Consider the following 17,031-nt stretch of genomic DNA (forward strand, 5'->3'; position numbering starts at 1 on the left):
CACTTCAGGATCAATCCCCTTATTTAGCTAATGCCAGCAATTGATTAACAATATGATCAATCAATGCACTGGAAGTCATTATATCGGTGGACCAAGATAGCGATGAACCCACCGTTACGATCCGATTATGTTGCACAGCAGGTAGCGATTTCCAAATCGCATTATCAGTAGGAACTTCCGTATCTCCTAAGGCGATCAAATAATCCCCCATGTAAGCTGGCAGGGCCTCCATAGAGATTTCTCCCCAATATTTATCTGCATCAATAATATCAGTTTGAACTTTTGATGGTGCCTGCATTTGAAGTTCATTATAAACAAGCACGCCAACCGCATGCTTGGCTCCAGCGATGGAGTTATTTTTATCACTGAATTCTCCCAGAGTCACCGTCACGTCTGAAAGGCCTGCATTCTTAAAGGCTAGCTTCGCTTCTTCGATTTTGTTGGCATAAGCATTCAAAACAGCCTCAGCCTCTTCCGGCTTATTCAAAACATCGCCAATAAAATGGATCCGCTCTTCTGTAGTCATATCACCATAAGGGACATAAATTGTCGGGGCAATTTTGGATAAATCTTCATAATTCTCTTCGCCCCATGCTAATATGATCAGATCAGGCTCAAGAGTCATGACATCTTCCGGCTCCATTTTTATGTTAATTGAATCTTTAATCTGGTTAGAATAAACAGCCTCTGTCTCGCCCCTTGTCGCTCTCGCCACACCTAGAGGAGTTACACCTAAAGCTACCACATCACCAACCAGATAATCGACTACAACACGCTGAGGGTTGTTAGGTACCTCAACATCACCCTTTACTGTGGATATCGTTCTGGTCTGCGAGACTGCTTCTGAAGCTTTCGTCTCCGGTACTTCCGATTGTGTCGTCTGTTGTGTCTCCGCAAGCGGATTCACCGTTCCCCTGTTATTCGCTGGCGTCCCCGACGTACATGCCGTCAACAACAGCATCAAGCTCATCGCCGCCACAAAGATCATTTCTTTACTTCTTACTTGTCCAAACATGCTTGATTCCCCATCTCTATAAGACTTGACTAGATTCGCCAGTTCCCTCTCATTGTAATGAAGATGAGAATCATTATCAATACCATCAACCTGCATGGATAGTGCGTTTATTTTCCGATAATCACTCGGCGTCATCTTGTAATACTTCTTAAACATACGAAACAGGTTCTTCTCATCAGCAAAACCAGATCCTGTTGCGATCTCTTTAATGGTTGCTTCTGTATACTTCAAGTCATGACAGGCAGCTTCAATCCTTCTCTGAATGAGGTACTCCTGTAAGCTCATCCCTTCCTTCTTTTTGAACAGCCGCGTCAATTGCCCACCACTGATCCCAAACATAGCGGCAATATCCTGAAACAAAATCGGCTCCCTGTAATGTTTATCAAGATATATTTTGGCAGAACTGGCTGGATTGGGCTGGAGATAGCGAATCTCACCACCCTCAAAATCTCTGTATACCCCATGAATCAATTGATATAGAAAACTTTTGGCCTGAAGCTGATCCATCGCCTTGCCGCGGTTCCAGTCATTCAACATTTGTTGAAACCAATCGAGCAGCAAGATGGGATTACTTGGTGTATAACCAAACTGTTGAACAAATGGATTTACTTGCTCAAGTAATTGCTGCAGGTGCTTCTTGAAAAAAAGAGGTGATTCTGCTTTATAAACGACCATAAAGGTCTTCACAATCTCCCTTTTAGGCGAAATACTGAGCAGGCTCCCCTTCCCGCCATGAACTAAACCGAAGCGTTCCATTCCAAATGTGGTTTCATTCAGTTGAATTTGCGCTTCACCTCCACAGGCATAGATAAACATGCTACTAGGCATTTTATACTGCTCCAAAGGGTATTGGGACGCTATATTCTGAAAGCGTACATCTATTAATGTAATGATCGAACGTGTCCAAATGCGGGCCATCGTATCGATCATCTCCGGTGTAAATACCTGGCTTGCTTCTTCTTGCATCAATCCGCGCTCCCTCATCTCACTTTTTCCAATTTATATACCGACCATAAATTGATTTTGATTATCATTATCATAATTCTTAAGGTAAGTATATCATCATTAAGTGACATTGGGGGAGCAGGCAACGGACGTTAGCTTTTCATCATCTTTTTAGCATTTTACTGACTCAACCAAGTCCTTATACAATTAGCAATGCTATTCACTTGCTCGCAATAATGCTTCGGTTACATATTAATCTGAGCAGTAGCCGAATAAATGTCAGTGAAATAATTTAATCCGAATTCCATATCGATGTCACGGTTTCATATACATTTGGAGTCTTAAAATAAAATAAAAAAAGGCCCACCAGATAAATTATCTGATGAACCATTATCTTTAATGTGATACCGGCGAGAGGACTTTAACCTTCGACACCCTGATTAAAAGTCAGGTGCTCAACCAACTGAGCTACACAAGCGTATTACAGGTGTTATAAATGGTGGCTCAGGACGGAATCGAACCGTCGACACGAGGATTTTCAGTCCTCTGCTCTACCGACTGATTAAGTTTAAGCGCCTTACCCCTAAAGGTTAAGCGCTTAATTGATATGGTATTACAAGCTGATGATTTACGCAAGTTATTTTTGTAAGCGTTTTTATAGGATGTGACTTGGTTTGCTTTCGATATAGAGCTGACGCATTCCGTTAGTGTAAGGACAACTATTTAAAATAAAAGTGGAGGTGTGAAATGAACCAGCCTAAACCTACTCTTGCAATAATTAATCATCAAGAAGCGTATGAATTGTTATTTCAAAATTATCCGGACGTAGTCAATATAGCAGAAATGTGTGAGATGCTTGGTGGCATAAGTAACAAAACCGCCTACAAACTTTTGCAAGAGAATACTATTAATCATTTTAAAATTGGTCGAATTTATAAAATCCCCAAAGTAAATATTCTTCTATATTTAAATCTTTTTTCTTTCACCTTCGATCGCCTCACTCTGACGCTTTAGTGCATTGAACCATTTCTTCTATACGTGTTATAATTAATGCGTCAATGGTAGGATCAATGCGGGCTGCTATGAAGGAGGTTTTTTCATGGTAGCAGGCCACCTACAAGAAAAAAAAGGTCTTTTTTATATGGTCTTGAATTGCAAGGATGAAGAAGGTAAGAGAAAACCAAAGTGGATTCCTACGGGTCTTACAGTAAAAGGAAACAAAAAAAGAGCTGAAGCATTATTATTAGAAACAAGAGTGAATTTTAACCGTCTTTTAAATGCTGCTGTGGAAGAAACAATAGTTGAAGAACCAATAGTTGAACAAATTATCGAAGAAATGCCAGCTGAAGTGCCAGTCGATCAAGGACCACTATTTTCTGTCTTCATGCTTCAGTGGCTAGCAATGATGAAGCACAAGGTTGAGTTTATCACTTACGCATCTTACCACAATGTCATAACTAATCATGTTGTACCTTACTTTGAAGAAAAGGGCCTCTTTCTCAAAGAATTATTACCAAGTCACATTCAAGATTATTATCAGTATGAGTTAGAGGAAAATGGAGTGACAACCAATACGGTTCTCCATTATCACGCTAATATTCGCAAAGCGCTAAAGCATGCTCTCAAAAATGATTTAATTAACACTAATCCCGCAGATAAAATCGAACGACCTAAGAAGAATGATTTTGTCGGCAGCTTTTACAACAAGCAAGAGATCAATATCCTGTTTGAAAAAGTAAAGGGCGAATTAATCGAGCTTGCAGTCATTCTTGCTGCCTTTTATGGATTACGAAGAAGTGAAGTGATCGGACTAAAATGGACTGCAATTAATTTCGTTAACAAAACGATTAGTATTCAACATACCGTAACTCCCGTTTATTTTGAAGGACAAGAACACATCATTGAAAAAGACCGGACTAAAAACAAATCAAGTCGTCGCACCTTACCTCTTGTACCAGCTTTTGAAGAATTACTGCTGCGAATTCATGAGTTGCATGCACTCAATAAAGCTGTATGTGGTAACTCTTATTGCACTGATTACGAGGAGTATATCTATCTGGACAAGTTGGGGCAACGAGTTAAACCCGGCTATATCACTCAAAACTTTACTAGAACTCTTAAAAAAAATGGTTTACGTCATATTCGCTATCACGACCTGCGTCATAGTTGTGCAAGCCTCTTACTCGCCAATGGAGTCAGTATGAAAGAAATTCAGGAATGGCTGGGACACAGCAACTATTCTACAACAGCCGATATCATCTGCTTCAACGATGAGTGGTGTTCTGATCTTTTAATAAAAAAAGATCACATTGCCCTCAATATTTCATGAGAGTCATGCGATCTTCTCCTCGTTCTCTCCTCCGGAAAAAGGAGAGAACTGCAGGAGAGAACTCGATAAAAAGTTCTCTCCCAAGCTGTTTCAAAAACCAAGGTTTTTCGGAAAAAACCCTTATACATCAAGGATGCCGAGGACGGGGGTCGAACCCGTACGGTACTCACGTACCGCAGGATTTTAAGTCCTGTGCGTCTGCCTGTTCCGCCACCCCGGCATGAAATGTGCGTTGTAACGCGACAAGAAATATAATATCACGTATCCCGCAAACACGCAATCAAAATCCCCAAAAATTTTATTTGCAAAAAAAATCCCGGCCGAAGCCGGGACGAGTCAAGATCAAGCGTACGGGTGCTAGTGGCGATCGCGTTCACCGCTTCTGCTTCGCATACCGGCCAGCCCCAGCAGTCCTACGAGTCCTAGCCAACCCCAGTTCGAGCCGTTGTCGTCATTGTTAGTGGCATTTGTAGTGGTGCTTGTGGCCCGGTATTTAGTACCGCGCGAAGCATCCGGATATTGTGTCGTAGTGCCATTTGTTCCTGTACGCATCTTATCGTTCATGATCGAATCGTTGTTGTGTGTCGTTCCTGTAGTCCGGTTTAACAGGTTATTGTCTTCCTGGTTAAGCATAGGGCCTCCGGTTCTGGTCCCCATGTCGCCCATGATGTTGCCTGTTCTGTTCTCAGTCTTCAGTCCATTCATTCCCGTATCAGGAACTGTCGTACCCATCCCGCCCGTACCCGCAGCATTCGCTGCGTTACCGGCTCCAAGCAAACTCATCGATAATACTGTACCGCATGCAAGGCTTGTGATTAGCTTCTTCAAGTTGTTATGCCCCCTTCATGGTTTGTCGCTGATAATTTCCCCACAAGGTGCGGCATCTATTCATACAAGTTATTCCTTAACGAGGTTGACGGTCTTACTTGCGGCATCATAAGTCACCTTGGCGCCAAGCGCCTCCGCAACTGCCCGCACAGGTGCATACGTTGTCCCGCTCTCCACAAGTCCGGTTGTGAGCTTGCTCCCGTTCAGCAGGATGGTGATTCCTTGTTCCTCTGCCGGTTCGTTTCCGTTGATCTTGGCCAGAGCCTCTTGCACCTGTTGTTCAGTCGGACGCTTTCCGGCCTGCAGTTGAGCGGTTGTAAGTCCGAAGGTCATCTGCAGATGGGGATAGTCTTTAAAGGAAGTCCAATCACCGCCCCATTCAAACCCGAGCTGTTTAGCTACCTCAGCCACTTCCTGCCAATCTGCGGTCTTATCGCTGTCTCCGTCCCGGTTCATATCCCAGGACACGTTTTTGCCATCCGGCAGCAGCAACGCAAAATCAATGGCCAAACCGTAATTGTGATAACTGCTGCCTCCCCGGGCATTCGTGACAATGGGTCCCTTCTTGGTTCTGCCTTGTGCATAAAGCGCATTCTGCTCTGCAATCGTGCGCATTCCCTGGGTAATGATGATGGGTATACCCTTGGCGTAGCTTTGCTGGATCAACTCGCCAGCAGCAGCTTGCAGCACGGGATGAAGTTTGCCCAGCGATCCGGCAGATTTACTCTTGACCTGATCCAATGTCAGCATATAATCACCCCCTGTTATAGTAAATGCCTTCTCATGCTGCATTGCTTGTATACCTGTCTTGATCAGGCTCCCGGGTGGATGATTTCCGCAGGAAAAGGCTAAAATAACAACGAAGGGTGGGATAACACAATGGAGATTCACAGCGATAGCTACAAGGTTGCTTCACTTGCCGATCAGGAAGATGCCGTGGAGGTGATCCGCCAGGCCGAAGCGGCAATTGCCCAAATCACAGGCAACAAGGCCGTTACCCTGATCGCTTATGAGAAGACGGAGGCAACCGGCGTAAAATGAAATACCGGAATAAGCAGTTCATATCAGATGTGGAAAATCATAGATTCACATGGTAAAATTCATTTGTGAAACTCTTCACAGGGAGATTATTGCCATGACCTTACAAGGCACTTCCAAGAGGAGTGCCTTTTGTATTTTGAAAACTTGAACTGGGTTTGGGGGGGCAAATGTGAACATCACTATTCATAATGTAGAACAAGTGTACCGGAATAACAGCCATGCCCTGTATCCGGTTCATTTGGAGTTTCACGAAGGGGTTTACGGTCTGCTGGGACCAAACGGAGCGGGCAAGTCCACCTTGATGAATATTCTGACCATGGCCAAAAAGCCGACAAGCGGAACTGTCTACTGCGACGGTGTGGATATCAACACGATTCAAAACGAGTATAAAAGCAGGATCGGCTATTTACCGCAAACCTTTGGACTGTTCCCGGCCTTGTCAGGCCGAGAATTCCTGATGTATGTTGCCGCTCTAAAAGGATTATCCAAGAGGCATGCAGCGGGCAGAATACAAGAGCTGTTAAGTGCGCTTAACTTGAATGAGGTTGGTGACCAGCATATCGCCAGCTACTCCGGCGGGATGAGGCAGCGGATCGGCATTGCCCAGGCTTTGCTTAACAATCCCAAGCTTCTACTGCTGGATGAACCCTCGGTGGGACTCGATCCCGACGAACGGGTAAATTTGAAGAATCTCATTACCAAGGCCGCGCAAGACGCTACCGTGATCTACTCCACCCATATTGTGTCCGATATTGAAGCACTGGCAGGAAACATTATTATCATGAAGCAAGGCAGAATTCTGGCAGCTGGAGCCGTGAACCAATTAACAGAACCTGTAGAAGGCCTGGTATGGAAGATGAACGTGGATTACAGCGGGCTTGCTACCCTTCAGGACAAATACATATGCAGCAGCAGCAATAGATCAAGCGACGGAATTGAGGTCCGTGTCCTTTCGTCAACACCGCCAAGCGCCGGGGCCGAGCCGGTCTATCCCACCCTTGAGGATGTCTACCTCTATCTCATTCACCAGGATAAGATCAAAGGAGAATCACCAGCATGACAAGAACCACCTCCGCCTTAAATCTCCTGTCTGTATCTCTGGTCCTGGTGAAAGAACGCATACGAAGAGCAAGCTTTCTGTGGACAATCGTCGTGTTTGCGTGCTGTACTTATTATTACTTTCCAGCGAATGATACTACCGGCAGCCTAACCACCGTTATTAAAAACAGTCTCCTTGACGGGCACTACAGAGGGACCTATAACTCCGTATGGATGGGTCTGCTGGTGGTGTTGTTCTTTAACTGTCTGCTGCTATTCGGGGGTATCTTCCTGATCCGAAACTCCATCGGAAGAGATATTACGCTGCAACTGGAGTTGTACTATACTACCTCTCCCCTAAATGTGCATCAATATGCGGAATCCAAACGTTTGGCAAATTTCCTCTACCTTGCGCTGATTGCTCTGGCCGTTGAAGTCATGGCTCTGATCATGCAGCTCAGCAGGGGCGAAAGTTATGCGATTGAGCCTCTTTCCTACATAGTGCCTTTTGTACTGCTGATTTTACCCTTTATCTATGTATTATCCAGCGTGACGGTTTGCATGGAGCTACTCCCCCCGCTGCGCAGAAATCTCGGCAATCTGCTGTTGTTTATCCTGTCCTACGCCTATCTCTCCATCGTATTCGCCGGTGCGAACAAAACAGAGATCAATCCGTACTTCGATGTTACCGGTCTGCAGTTTATCGTTAAGAATGTATTCAGCCAGTTCAGGCAGTACTTTGCGCTGACCCGTCCAAATGATCCTTCCATTTCCTTTTTTGAGACGATCGGCGATTATAACAACACTTTTCAGATGTACACCATGACTTAGGAGTTCAAATTTGTGATCAGCCGGATCGTTATCGTGCTGGTTGCGTTTATATTTATGCATCTGCTCGTTGCCTTAACAAGCTATGAAAGGATCTTCGGAACCTCCCGTACCCGGGTCAAACCGGCAAAAGCCAAACGCAGCTCAGCCCGGAAACTGGCGAAATCTCTGATACCGGTAAATCCAGCCTATACGGCCCCGGCTCCAAAACCTTTTAAGGCCCAATTCATCAGCATCATCCCTTACGAACTGAAGATTGCCTTCAGGGGATCTGAAAAGCTAATGCTGCTGGTGCTCCCTCTGCTTGCTGCCCAGTATTTCCCGTCCACAGACAGCTTGCATGCGATAGGATTCCGGCTGGCCTCCCTAATGCCTCTGTTTATTCTGTCAGGCAGCGGGTTTCACAAGCAAGAGGCCTATATCCACGCCACTGTAGCCTATAAGAATAAATACTATTTCAGTAAAATAATCATGTACATGCTGCTACTTGCCTTATTTTTCTCCGGGACCTTGTTCAATTTATTCGTACACGCTCAGTACGCCGGGATACTTTCGCTCATTGTGGGAATTACGTTTGCCGTTGCATCCGCGAGCCTCACCGTTGTTGTTCCCCCTAATCTGTTCAATGTCCTGTACATATTGATGTGGTATATGGGCATCATTCAAAAGATAGAGGTCTTGAACGTTTACAGCAATTCGGGGAATGGCTGGATCACCGGCTTCTATGGAGCAGCGGCACTTCTGATGATGGTCTTCTCCTACAAAAAAATATAACCCGCATGCATTCCGGCAACCGATCATCAAACGATGTATACCTCCAAAATATCGTCCACGTTGACCCATTTCCATTCCTCCGCCCACTGCAGCTTGAATTCGCGCGAGTGGGTGTGAATGGAGGTCACAAAGCCGCTCAGCAGCTTGCGCTCAAAAGGATCAAACAGAACAACCGTCACACGGACATGCGCCCGCAGCGACAGAGCCAGCGTACACTCGATCTCTTCCAGCTTCTGTTCATCCAGAATGGGCTTAATCGTGCGCAACGTTTCCCGTTCATCTCTTATAATCCGGCTCTTATGCTCCGGCAGCATCATCCGGCTGCTCTCCCACAGGCCATTGCCTTTCAGCTTCTTGCCGAGTGTCATTGCCATTCCCCTTCCCGATGGTTAATGCATCACTTATGCTCTATATAACACGAACGTATGTTTGTATTATATCCGCAGTTCCGCTTATTAATCAACCAGAAATAAATGACAGAGGGAGTGCCTGTTTTCCACAAAATAGGTGTATAATGCTATATATTGTAAATGGAAAAACCGGCTGCTCCGTTCCAAATAACGAACAAAAAGGCGCATCACAGCCTGCAGCTGTGATGCGCCTTTTACCATTTTGTGTAAGGATGGACCTCAACAAATTGTGGGTATTCCTTATTTGCCGCCGGTAACGGTGGATGTCCCGGAATTTGTGCTATTCTCTGTCGTCGGAGCCAGCTTTACGTCCGTACTGCCCACTGCTGTACCAGACTCCGCATCCGCAGTCCCCGCAGCTTCTGTACCGATCTCGTCTTCGATCAGCCCTACGGCAGCCCTTGCTTCGTTCAGCTTGGAAATGCCATACAGCATCGCCACATCCGCCTGCTGGTTCATTGCATTGAACTCATCGGCCGTAACGTCGGGAGAAACGGCGCTTTTCGAGGCTTGCTCTTTAATGGAGTACGCGCTTTTAAAAGCGATCATTGATTCACTCAGTAGTTTTTGAACCTCTTCAGGCAGGCTTTTGGAAATCTTCACATCTCCCACCTTATCGGCAATTTCCGATGTCGTATCCTGGAATTGATCAACCGCTTTCTCCAGCTCCTTATCCGAGGCTTTTCCTGTCGAATAAGAGGTTAAAGTAGTGTTGAAATTATCCAGGGAAGACTTGCCCTTTTCATCGAATTTTGACATCTTGTCGTAGAAGTTTTGTACGGTCTCCTGCGCTTCTTCCTCTGATGCAGGGGCTGAACTATTATTGCTGCAGGCGCTGAGGATAACCACCACCATAAGTAATCCTGTCAGTAAAGCTTTTCTCATTTTTGAATCCCTCCACTTAACAGAATAATGGCGGCTTTTGCAAAGTGCAAATGAAAATATTGTAAAATGGCCCCGAATGAAACATTTTCCTAAAATTAAGCGTATTCATGGGTAAAAAGATCTCCGGCCGTGACCGGAAATCTAATGGTATACTATAATCATTTCATCCGGAATAAGAGAGGACGATCCCTTATGGCTTATTGCACAGCCTGTGGCGCAGAAAACAAGCAGAGTGCCAAATTTTGCGGAAAATGCGGAGCACCTGTCGATGGAACGGTTCCAGCGGCACCGCACCAAACGTCAGCTAAAGGAATGTCCGGCTCCGGCTCAGGTCCGGAAGTCGAGCTGTGGGAGGGCAAACCCGCCGGCATTTCCGACCGCCTCAAAGGCCTCATAGGCCTTAACACAACTACCTACACGATCACCAGTCAGCGGATTATGGTCAAGACCGGACTTATCGGCAAGGATCTCGAAGAAATTGAACTACTGCGGGTAAATGATTTCTCGATAGCCCAGTCCATTCCGGACCGTCTGCTTGGAATCGGAACGCTTACTGTGTTCTCCGATGACCCTTCATCACCACAGCTTTTGTTCCGGAAAATCCGCAAGGTGCAGTCTGTGAAGGATGTGCTGCGAGGCGCTGTCCGCAACGAAAAAATTGCCAACAACATCAGCTACCGCGAGCAAATCTAAGCTGTTGCGGCAGCCCGTTACGGAAGATACAACGCTCCGGCCGGAATAACGCCTTTAGGCTGGCTGGAGCTTTCCCACATTAACACCGCCTTCGCATCGCCCTGGTTCTCATAATACTCCACCTTCAGCTCATGCAGCTTGCCGGCAATCAGGCCGATGCTGCCCTTGCGCTCCTGCCCGCTTTGCTTCATCCAGCTGTCAATCACCAGCACTCCGTCTATCCACACCCGGATGCCGTCGTCCGAGGAAGTGTAAATCGTATAACCCTCGCTGTAGCCCGCCTTCAGCCTGCCGCTCCAGCGCACTGAGAATAAATTGGCCGGAACCGCCGGATCGGGAGCACCCTGCTTCCAGATGAAATTAATATTGGCATCGGTGCGGACCAGCGCCGGAGTGCCGCTAAGTGACGCATTATTGTAATACTCTCCCCGAAGTCCTGGCAAAGAAGTTGCCGGAGGCGCCGAGACTGGTTCCGCAGCCTTGACCGTATACTCTAACCGCGTGAGTACAAAGCTGTCCTTCATAAAAGCCTTAATGACCGCATCGCTGTTATTCTCATACAGCAATTTGCCCCAGGTCATCTGGTACGACCATTTATTCTGCGAACCTGCCAGCAGGGCCGGGGACGGCAGCTGCCCGTTCTCCCCAATGGCTATCAGCTTGCCCCGCCCCAGATCCCAAAGGGTGTCGTGGTGACTCTTTTTGAAATCCCCCTCATAAATATCCAGCGCCAGCACATCCACCCTTCCTGCACCGGGGTAATAACCCGCAGGCTCATCACACCACTGATTTTTGGCATTCGGGCTCCACACCCAGAGCAGATTATGCAGCTTATGATAAACCGTATACCGCTCGAACATAAGGTTCCAAAGCTCGGTGAAACGGCGTTTTCCCCCCCACCAGAACCATCCGCCGTTCATCTCATGGTACGGTCTCCATAACACGGGCACACCGGCATCCCTCAGTTTTTTTAAAGAAAGGGCCGTCTTGTCCAGATCCTTCATTAACGCATTGTATTGAGCGGTACCGGGAGTGAGGTATTTGGCAAAATCAACTTCGCTAAGGCTCACGGAGACATTGGACCAGGCCGGAGCCGTACCCGGTAAATGGGCATGGTAGCTCATCGTCACAATTCCGCCCGCCTTATGCCAGCGCACCGCACTGTCCACCACCGCCTGACGCTGACTCCCCATAACTGTCTCTGTCTGATTGTTGATCGCACCCAGCTCATAGCCGTGGAGCGCGGCATATTGTCCGCAGGTATTCTTCAGCTTGTTGCTGAATTCATCCGGACTCTCCAGATAATCATGCTGCCCGCTGAGGATTGCTTTGCCTTGCAGCGAATATAACGTATTCAGCACCTTCAAGGCCGGAAGCGCCAGTTCGGTGTCCGCCGGAGTTCTAAGCAGACTGCTGAATGCTGCCTGCCACTGGGCATCATTCACCAGCCTTGAAGCCGAATCGAGCATATCCCGGAGTATACGCTGTTCCATCCTTGTTCGCCCTCCCTTGGTTTTATACCATGTTATGACAAGGTTTGGGACAAAGTGGCGGCGGATGGACAACAAACGGACAAAATTATCGGGTCCCACAAAGAAACGGCTCCGCTCTCCTTTTCCAGGGCTAACAAAAAAGAGCCCGAAGGCTCTTTGGTTTGTGTCTCCGGCCTGGGTTAATACACCCATTGCATGGCCTGCCGATCTCATCGACTCTAGACGTATGTATAATGCCGGGACGGCTGCCTCTTACCTTGCATACCGCAAAGGCAGCAAATCAATAATATCGACCTTGGTCAAATTGTCATCCTCGATTAGAATGACCTTGCAATCCTTGCCATAGTCAGCGATCAGCTCCCGGCACATGCCGCAAGGTGAGACAACCTTGATCTCTCTGTCCTCGCTGTCCGGGTCCGGGTGCCTCACCGCAACGATGGTATCGAACTCCTTGTACCCCTCGGAAATTGCCTTGCCGATCACCATCGCTTCCGCGCACACAGTAACACGGGAGAGGCTAGCCTCGAGGTGAACCGCCGTGAAGATCTCTCCCGTCTTGGTGCGCAGGGCCGCACTGACATGATGCCGCTCCCACTCATACCGTTTCTTGATAATCTCCACCGCAGAGGCGATAAGCGTCTGGTCTTCAATTGAAATCTCTTTTCCCATCTCCCTGTCCCCCCTTTATTTTCCTAACTTAGTATACTAAAGGACACTGAATTTACGCTATACTAATTAAGCCTATGCTTTTGATACTAGTTTTGTACGAACCGAATCCATGAAGCTATGCTCACAAAACTTAAGCCTATGCTTCCGATGCCAGTTTTGTACGAACCGAATCCATGAAGCTATGCTCACAAAACTTTAGGAGGAGCAGATGTGAAAAAGAAGAAATTCATCCCCAGTCTTATCATCATTGCACTGTTGGTCCTGGCGGCTTACTGGTTTGAAGATAATGGCCAGAACGTCACGACGCCTTCTTCGGAAGACTCCGAGGTAGTCCAGCTCGAATTCCCGGCGGATCGTTACCCGGAGACAGCCGGACATATCCAGGAGGCAATCAGCAGCGGGGAATCGGCGATCTGCACCATCAACCGGGGGGAAGCCGAAGCGAACCGCAAGGAATCCTTAAAAGGGGTCCCGACCAAAAAAGGCTACGACCGTGATGAATGGCCGATGGCCATGTGTGACGAAGGCGGCGCCGGAGCCGACATTGAATACATAACGCCAAGCGATAACCGCGGGGCAGGAAGCTGGGTAGGCAACCAGCTGGAGGATTTTGCCGACGGAACAAAGGTAGAATTCATGTTCAAATAACAAAGAAACGGATACCGTCCTCCCGGAGGGTATCCGTTTCTTTGTGTAAATAGCACTACGCAGATTGCCTCAATCCTTCCAGTGGCCGCTGATCGAAGTATGCGCTCCAGGCTCGGGAGTTTCCCAGGCCACCAAAATAACCGCCGATTCTATAGGCTGTTGCGGCTGCCATTGGATATGACCCTCCAGCACCAGCTCGCGAAATCCGGAATAGATTCCCGCCGGTGTCCGCCCGCTGAGCTTTGCAAGCTCTGGCAGTGTTGGCATCCTCCGGAAATGGTTGCTGAAATGGTACATGATCCTCAGCAGCTTGCGCGCTGTATCATCCAGCATAACGGGCCTTTGCCTGGCGCCAGGCAAGGATGTTTGCTGTCCGGAATACCCTTGGACCGCCCGTGGTCAGACAAGTGGCCCGGAGCAGTCCGCCTTTAATCCCATGAACCTCAACTCTGCGCTGGGTGATGTTCCCCGACTTGTCCTCATATATGATCTCAATAACCTGCCCGATCAGCTTCCCCAATTCTTTTACACTCATGTAAACCGCCTCCTTTACAAAGCCCAGGAATATTTGTATGTATTATATGCGAACAAATGTTCTTTATGCAATCTTCTGTGAATTAGGCGTAATATAAAGTGGGATATTATTCCACGCGCGGAGAGCCAAGGTGTTCTATATTTGTTATCGGGGAAAAAGGCTTTACGGGCCCATGTCTGAGGAAGTAGCCTTCAAGGAATGGTTCGCACTTGCAGGCACGGTAAAAGAACTCTATATCATTGAGATCGACGAAACCACAGGAAGAATCAAACGTCAGATTGGACCCGCAGCCCGTAAAAAAAAGAAGTAGCCCCATCTGGCATATGCCTGACGGGGCAGCATTCGAAGTAGTCTGATTTAGAATATACAGGCTTTTGTTATAATTACCAGAAGAATAAAGAGAACCAGAATGGAGGTTGTCGATGTCCATGGACTTACTACCGGCATAACTACCGGAGGACCTTGGTTTACTCCACCAACGTTATTACCGCAACCGCAACCATAATCTACACCCATTATTTAAATTCCTCCTCGTGAATATTGAATACAGCACAGAATATGTCAAAGCCTGATCTACCGTATGGGCCAAACGGCAAAGAAATGTCATTCACCTAAAGTATCGGCCCGTCATTGTCGATATATAGTAAGTAAATTCAAAGCTGTGGAGCTTCAAAAAAACTTAGCGTATGCTTTCGATGTGAGTTTTTTGCGATGCAGCATTCAAAGTAGTGGAGCTTCAAAAAACTTAGCGCATGCTTCCGAAGCGAGTTTTTTGTGACGCAGCATCTAAAGTAGTAAAGCTTCAAAAAACTTTCAGGAGGTGCAACATGGACATTGCTGCATTATCAATGGCGATGAGTCAAGCGTCCCTACACCAGGCTGCAGGGCTGCAAGTCATGAATATTGCCACAAAAACGACTGAGATCCAAAGCCAGAATCTGGTCCAAATGCTCCAGCAGAGCCCACACCCCAACTTGGGAAAAACACTTGATATTGTAGTTTGATTGATTTATGCTTATATACATAAGAACATGAGTTCCGGTTATCCTTGAGCCCTCTGGGCTTTTCTTTTGGCCAATAATACGAACATACGATCCTATATTGAGGTGATTCCCATGCAATCCTACTATCAAATGACCGCCCTGGAGAAATGGACTGAAGATTTATATCAGCGGTTGAACGTGCAACAGCCGTCGCAAATCTCCATTGAGTACATATCGGAGCGGCTGAATATCTGGATTCATTATCTGGATGTAAGAAGCAAGAGCATTGAAGCCTCTGCAGGCATGTACAGCATGTTTATTGACAGCCGCCTTCCTCCCGGGCTGCAGCGTCTCGAGTTCCTCCATGAGCTCTGCCATTTGCTTCGCCATGCCGGTAACCACACGCTGATGCCCGAACAGTTCACACAGGCACAGGAGGATGAATCCGAGCGTTTTATCCTTTATTCGGCGATGCCCTACTCCATGATTTCCGCCAGAACGTTGCCTGAACTCCGTGAAGATGCCGTCCAATATATCGCTTCAACCTTTCAGGTTCCTGCTGAGCTGGCCATGCAGCGGATTGACCAGATTCAGAGACGAGTGTTCCAGGGGCAATTGATGGCTGTGATGGAAAGGAACGAAGACAGAAATTTAATCCACCGACATATTCGGTAAACGCTGCGGGGATAATAAGTTTATGCATAATGAAATGCAGAGACCTTATGTATAGGGTGAATTTACCCGTAAGGGGGAGCGAAATGGACGCCATTCAAGTCATCCAGTTATTAATGACCCATCCGGATTACAGCGTGGATGCCGTGCATCCTGATATCCCGGATTTTGTTGGCATTGAGACCATTGAGGTCGATCATGAAACCCAGACCTTCTCCATTCTGCTGCAAGAACCGAAGGAAGAAGATTAGGGGAACCCATGGACAAAAAAAGTGACCCCGCCGGCGTCCGGCAGGGTCCATATCTATTAATAAGGGGGGTATGTGTATACTATAAGCCTGTTAGCTTAAGCCCTAATGAAATCCCGCTGAAGATGAACTGAATCTTTTACTAGAGCGTGTCTTCAAACTGGAAGAGCTCTGGGGAAGCAGGGATTTGAAAGTAGGGCCCCTAAAAGCCTGCAGCGGGTTCGTGCACTCGTAACGGACTCAGGAGACGCTATAGAGAGTAAAACCCCTGTTTATTCTCTTTTGCGGACCCAGACGACCTTATCTGCTCTGCATTCTATCTAAAAGCGGCCATCAGGGAGAAATAACTGCGCTGGAGTCCGTTTTCCTACTGTAACAGGCTAAAATCTCCAAATAAGTGCAACTCGGTCCGTTCATGCTCAGAGCCAGGAATACACTTTCCGGACGCACACACGCCTTCGGAAGAAGTGCGAAGTCTCTGAAACACCGAAACGTAAGCCTCCACCGAAAAAACTACCTAGTGGCGAAATGCCTTTCTCCGCGTGTGATCAGAAAATGCTACTGTACCCATGATTCCTTAGGGCATACAGCAGCAGGTTTTGGCGGGTCAAGCGCTTTGAAGACACGCCCTAGTCCCTATGATAGTATCGTAGAAATCGCAGCATGTATCCTTGTTCATCCTGATAGCGCTTGTCTGCACTACACTGCTCGTTCATGAGAAGAACGAATGAACAATCTGGCTAACCTGAGCTCACAAACTGCATTACGCCTATTGCCATCAGCAGGAAAAACACGATCAGAATCCCCCATATTACCCTGCGCAATATTTTTCTGGGATCATTGCCGGGTGGATGCCCGCCTTGACTCTCCAGCGTAGCTATCCGGCGCTCAAGCTCCTGAATTTTCTTTTGCTCAGACATATTCTCCATCTCCTTTTTTTGTATATACTCAATAAAACGCTTCCAAATCCAAAAAGTTTCATAAAAGGAAATTAACC

23 protein-coding genes and 2 tRNA genes are annotated in these 17,031 nt (G+C 47.1%); 12 read left to right on the plus strand and 13 right to left on the minus strand.

What is annotated here, in order from left to right:
• Positions 1-19 precede the first annotated feature (19 nt).
• Complete coding sequence (locus tag ACQ76X_RS05840) at positions 20-1,981, minus strand: AraC family transcriptional regulator (protein ID WP_438492235.1); 1,962 nt, start codon at positions 1,979-1,981, stop codon at positions 20-22.
• A 476-nt stretch (positions 1,982-2,457) separates the two neighbouring features.
• A tRNA-Phe gene (locus ACQ76X_RS05845) sits at positions 2,458-2,543 on the minus strand.
• A 164-nt stretch (positions 2,544-2,707) separates the two neighbouring features.
• Between ACQ76X_RS05845 and ACQ76X_RS05850 the strand changes: the two genes are divergently transcribed.
• Together ACQ76X_RS05850 and ACQ76X_RS05855 are read left to right on the plus strand one after the other, a co-directional pair.
• Positions 2,708-2,974 carry a helix-turn-helix domain-containing protein gene (locus ACQ76X_RS05850; RefSeq protein ID WP_438492237.1) on the plus strand — a complete coding sequence of 89 codons (267 nt, stop codon included), beginning with the start codon at positions 2,708-2,710 and terminating at the stop codon, positions 2,972-2,974.
• Between the two features lie 85 nt (positions 2,975-3,059).
• The gene (locus tag ACQ76X_RS05855) at positions 3,060-4,289 is read left to right on the plus strand and encodes a tyrosine-type recombinase/integrase (RefSeq protein ID WP_438492238.1); all 1,230 of its coding nucleotides are present in this window, start codon (positions 3,060-3,062) and stop codon (positions 4,287-4,289) included.
• A 134-nt stretch (positions 4,290-4,423) separates the two neighbouring features.
• On the opposite strand, the gene ACQ76X_RS05860 is transcribed toward ACQ76X_RS05855, so the two are convergent.
• The 3 genes from ACQ76X_RS05860 to ACQ76X_RS05870 form a co-directional block, all read right to left on the minus strand.
• Positions 4,424-4,509, minus strand: a tRNA-Leu gene (locus ACQ76X_RS05860).
• A gap of 137 nt (positions 4,510-4,646) precedes the next feature.
• Entirely contained in the window at positions 4,647-5,117 is a 471-nt protein-coding gene (locus ACQ76X_RS05865; RefSeq protein ID WP_438492239.1) for a WGxxGxxG family protein, read from the minus strand.
• 69 nt (positions 5,118-5,186) lie between these two features.
• The gene (locus ACQ76X_RS05870) at positions 5,187-5,867 is read right to left on the minus strand and encodes a M15 family metallopeptidase (protein ID WP_438492241.1); all 681 of its coding nucleotides are present in this window, start codon (positions 5,865-5,867) and stop codon (positions 5,187-5,189) included.
• 129 nt (positions 5,868-5,996) lie between these two features.
• Between ACQ76X_RS05870 and ACQ76X_RS05875 the strand changes: the two genes are divergently transcribed.
• From ACQ76X_RS05875 to ACQ76X_RS05890, 4 genes are all read left to right on the plus strand, one after another.
• Positions 5,997-6,158: a hypothetical protein gene (locus tag ACQ76X_RS05875; protein ID WP_438492243.1), complete on the plus strand. Its 162-nt coding sequence runs from the start codon at positions 5,997-5,999 to the stop codon at positions 6,156-6,158.
• 169 nt (positions 6,159-6,327) lie between these two features.
• On the plus strand, positions 6,328-7,218 hold the full coding sequence (locus ACQ76X_RS05880) for an ATP-binding cassette domain-containing protein (protein ID WP_438492244.1): 891 nt from the start codon (positions 6,328-6,330) through the stop codon (positions 7,216-7,218).
• The gene (locus ACQ76X_RS05885; RefSeq protein ID WP_438492246.1) at positions 7,215-8,027 is read left to right on the plus strand and encodes a hypothetical protein; all 813 of its coding nucleotides are present in this window, start codon (positions 7,215-7,217) and stop codon (positions 8,025-8,027) included. Before ACQ76X_RS05880 ends, ACQ76X_RS05885 begins: the two co-directional genes overlap by 4 nt.
• Positions 8,028-8,039: 12 nt before the next feature.
• On the plus strand, positions 8,040-8,798 hold the full coding sequence (locus tag ACQ76X_RS05890) for a hypothetical protein (protein WP_438492248.1): 759 nt from the start codon (positions 8,040-8,042) through the stop codon (positions 8,796-8,798).
• 26 nt (positions 8,799-8,824) lie between these two features.
• Here ACQ76X_RS05890 and ACQ76X_RS05895 read toward each other — a convergent pair whose 3' ends face one another.
• Positions 8,825-9,166: a YolD-like family protein gene (locus ACQ76X_RS05895; RefSeq protein WP_038595306.1), complete on the minus strand. Its 342-nt coding sequence runs from the start codon at positions 9,164-9,166 to the stop codon at positions 8,825-8,827.
• A 282-nt stretch (positions 9,167-9,448) separates the two neighbouring features.
• Positions 9,449-10,093: a hypothetical protein gene (locus ACQ76X_RS05900; protein WP_438492250.1), complete on the minus strand. Its 645-nt coding sequence runs from the start codon at positions 10,091-10,093 to the stop codon at positions 9,449-9,451.
• A gap of 192 nt (positions 10,094-10,285) precedes the next feature.
• Here ACQ76X_RS05900 and ACQ76X_RS05905 point away from each other — a divergent pair, with 192 nt between their 5' ends.
• Entirely contained in the window at positions 10,286-10,786 is a 501-nt protein-coding gene (locus ACQ76X_RS05905; RefSeq protein ID WP_438492251.1) for a PH domain-containing protein, read from the plus strand.
• 17 nt (positions 10,787-10,803) lie between these two features.
• Here ACQ76X_RS05905 and ACQ76X_RS05910 read toward each other — a convergent pair whose 3' ends face one another.
• Positions 10,804-12,279: a glycosyl hydrolase gene (locus ACQ76X_RS05910; protein WP_438492253.1), complete on the minus strand. Its 1,476-nt coding sequence runs from the start codon at positions 12,277-12,279 to the stop codon at positions 10,804-10,806.
• A 252-nt stretch (positions 12,280-12,531) separates the two neighbouring features.
• Complete coding sequence (locus tag ACQ76X_RS05915) at positions 12,532-12,948, minus strand: cytidine deaminase (protein ID WP_038595311.1); 417 nt, start codon at positions 12,946-12,948, stop codon at positions 12,532-12,534.
• Between the two features lie 210 nt (positions 12,949-13,158).
• Here ACQ76X_RS05915 and ACQ76X_RS05920 point away from each other — a divergent pair, with 210 nt between their 5' ends.
• Positions 13,159-13,596 carry a NucA/NucB deoxyribonuclease domain-containing protein gene (locus tag ACQ76X_RS05920; protein WP_340896999.1) on the plus strand — a complete coding sequence of 146 codons (438 nt, stop codon included), beginning with the start codon at positions 13,159-13,161 and terminating at the stop codon, positions 13,594-13,596.
• A 69-nt stretch (positions 13,597-13,665) separates the two neighbouring features.
• Here ACQ76X_RS05920 and ACQ76X_RS05925 read toward each other — a convergent pair whose 3' ends face one another.
• Both ACQ76X_RS05925 and ACQ76X_RS05930 read right to left on the minus strand, forming a co-directional pair.
• Positions 13,666-13,929 (minus strand): hypothetical protein, encoded by a 264-nt coding sequence (locus tag ACQ76X_RS05925; RefSeq protein ID WP_438492255.1) that lies wholly within the window; start codon positions 13,927-13,929, stop codon positions 13,666-13,668.
• Positions 13,919-14,131, minus strand: coding sequence for a hypothetical protein (locus tag ACQ76X_RS05930; protein ID WP_438492256.1), 213 nt, complete (start codon positions 14,129-14,131; stop codon positions 13,919-13,921). Before ACQ76X_RS05930 ends, ACQ76X_RS05925 begins: the two co-directional genes overlap by 11 nt.
• Positions 14,132-14,303: 172 nt before the next feature.
• Here ACQ76X_RS05930 and ACQ76X_RS05935 point away from each other — a divergent pair, with 172 nt between their 5' ends.
• Positions 14,304-14,441: a hypothetical protein gene (locus tag ACQ76X_RS05935; RefSeq protein WP_438492258.1), complete on the plus strand. Its 138-nt coding sequence runs from the start codon at positions 14,304-14,306 to the stop codon at positions 14,439-14,441.
• Between the two features lie 47 nt (positions 14,442-14,488).
• On the opposite strand, the gene ACQ76X_RS05940 is transcribed toward ACQ76X_RS05935, so the two are convergent.
• Entirely contained in the window at positions 14,489-14,647 is a 159-nt protein-coding gene (locus tag ACQ76X_RS05940) for a YjcZ family sporulation protein (protein WP_438492260.1), read from the minus strand.
• A 311-nt stretch (positions 14,648-14,958) separates the two neighbouring features.
• On the opposite strand from ACQ76X_RS05940, the gene ACQ76X_RS05945 reads away from it, so the two are divergent.
• From ACQ76X_RS05945 to ACQ76X_RS05955, 3 genes are all read left to right on the plus strand, one after another.
• A complete protein-coding gene (locus ACQ76X_RS05945) occupies positions 14,959-15,135 on the plus strand; it encodes a YjfB family protein (RefSeq protein ID WP_076109072.1) in 177 nt (58 codons plus the stop codon).
• 111 nt (positions 15,136-15,246) lie between these two features.
• Entirely contained in the window at positions 15,247-15,789 is a 543-nt protein-coding gene (locus ACQ76X_RS05950; protein ID WP_438492262.1) for an ImmA/IrrE family metallo-endopeptidase, read from the plus strand.
• 83 nt (positions 15,790-15,872) lie between these two features.
• Positions 15,873-16,037, plus strand: a complete 165-nt coding sequence (locus ACQ76X_RS05955; protein ID WP_156130946.1) for a hypothetical protein — start codon at positions 15,873-15,875, stop codon at positions 16,035-16,037.
• Between the two features lie 737 nt (positions 16,038-16,774).
• Here the strand turns inward: ACQ76X_RS05955 and ACQ76X_RS05960 are convergent.
• Positions 16,775-16,954 carry a hypothetical protein gene (locus ACQ76X_RS05960; protein ID WP_438492264.1) on the minus strand — a complete coding sequence of 60 codons (180 nt, stop codon included), beginning with the start codon at positions 16,952-16,954 and terminating at the stop codon, positions 16,775-16,777.
• Positions 16,955-17,031: the final 77 nt, after the last annotated feature.

Source organism: Paenibacillus sp. IHBB 3054, from assembly GCF_051594305.1.
In the GTDB taxonomy this organism is placed as follows: Bacteria; Bacillota; Bacilli; order Paenibacillales; family Paenibacillaceae; genus Paenibacillus_AQ.

Bases quoted from the DNA above. Each gene is read 5' to 3' on its own strand.
- ACQ76X_RS05900 (WP_438492250.1), bottom strand. From the start codon at position 10,093: ATGAGAAAAGCTTTACTGACAGGATTACTTATGGTGGTGGTTATCCTC.
- ACQ76X_RS05870 (WP_438492241.1), bottom strand. From the start codon at position 5,867: ATGCTGACATTGGATCAGGTCAAGAGTAAATCTGCCGGATCGCTGGGC.
- ACQ76X_RS05855 (WP_438492238.1), top strand. From the start codon at position 3,060: ATGGTAGCAGGCCACCTACAAGAAAAAAAAGGTCTTTTTTATATGGTC.
- ACQ76X_RS05910 (WP_438492253.1), bottom strand. From the start codon at position 12,279: ATGGAACAGCGTATACTCCGGGATATGCTCGATTCGGCTTCAAGGCTG.
- ACQ76X_RS05940 (WP_438492260.1), bottom strand. From the start codon at position 14,647: ATGGGTGTAGATTATGGTTGCGGTTGCGGTAATAACGTTGGTGGAGTA.
- ACQ76X_RS05895 (WP_038595306.1), bottom strand. From the start codon at position 9,166: ATGACACTCGGCAAGAAGCTGAAAGGCAATGGCCTGTGGGAGAGCAGC.
- ACQ76X_RS05935 (WP_438492258.1), top strand. From the start codon at position 14,304: ATGTCTGAGGAAGTAGCCTTCAAGGAATGGTTCGCACTTGCAGGCACG.
- ACQ76X_RS05930 (WP_438492256.1), bottom strand. From the start codon at position 14,131: ATGAGTGTAAAAGAATTGGGGAAGCTGATCGGGCAGGTTATTGAGATC.
- ACQ76X_RS05885 (WP_438492246.1), top strand. From the start codon at position 7,215: ATGACAAGAACCACCTCCGCCTTAAATCTCCTGTCTGTATCTCTGGTC.
- ACQ76X_RS05915 (WP_038595311.1), bottom strand. From the start codon at position 12,948: ATGGGAAAAGAGATTTCAATTGAAGACCAGACGCTTATCGCCTCTGCG.
- ACQ76X_RS05925 (WP_438492255.1), bottom strand. From the start codon at position 13,929: ATGCTGGATGATACAGCGCGCAAGCTGCTGAGGATCATGTACCATTTC.
- ACQ76X_RS05850 (WP_438492237.1), top strand. From the start codon at position 2,708: ATGAACCAGCCTAAACCTACTCTTGCAATAATTAATCATCAAGAAGCG.
- ACQ76X_RS05905 (WP_438492251.1), top strand. From the start codon at position 10,286: ATGGCTTATTGCACAGCCTGTGGCGCAGAAAACAAGCAGAGTGCCAAA.
- ACQ76X_RS05950 (WP_438492262.1), top strand. From the start codon at position 15,247: ATGCAATCCTACTATCAAATGACCGCCCTGGAGAAATGGACTGAAGAT.
- ACQ76X_RS05840 (WP_438492235.1), bottom strand. From the start codon at position 1,981: ATGCAAGAAGAAGCAAGCCAGGTATTTACACCGGAGATGATCGATACG.
- ACQ76X_RS05960 (WP_438492264.1), bottom strand. From the start codon at position 16,954: ATGTCTGAGCAAAAGAAAATTCAGGAGCTTGAGCGCCGGATAGCTACG.
- ACQ76X_RS05875 (WP_438492243.1), top strand. From the start codon at position 5,997: ATGGAGATTCACAGCGATAGCTACAAGGTTGCTTCACTTGCCGATCAG.
- ACQ76X_RS05945 (WP_076109072.1), top strand. From the start codon at position 14,959: ATGGACATTGCTGCATTATCAATGGCGATGAGTCAAGCGTCCCTACAC.
- ACQ76X_RS05955 (WP_156130946.1), top strand. From the start codon at position 15,873: ATGGACGCCATTCAAGTCATCCAGTTATTAATGACCCATCCGGATTAC.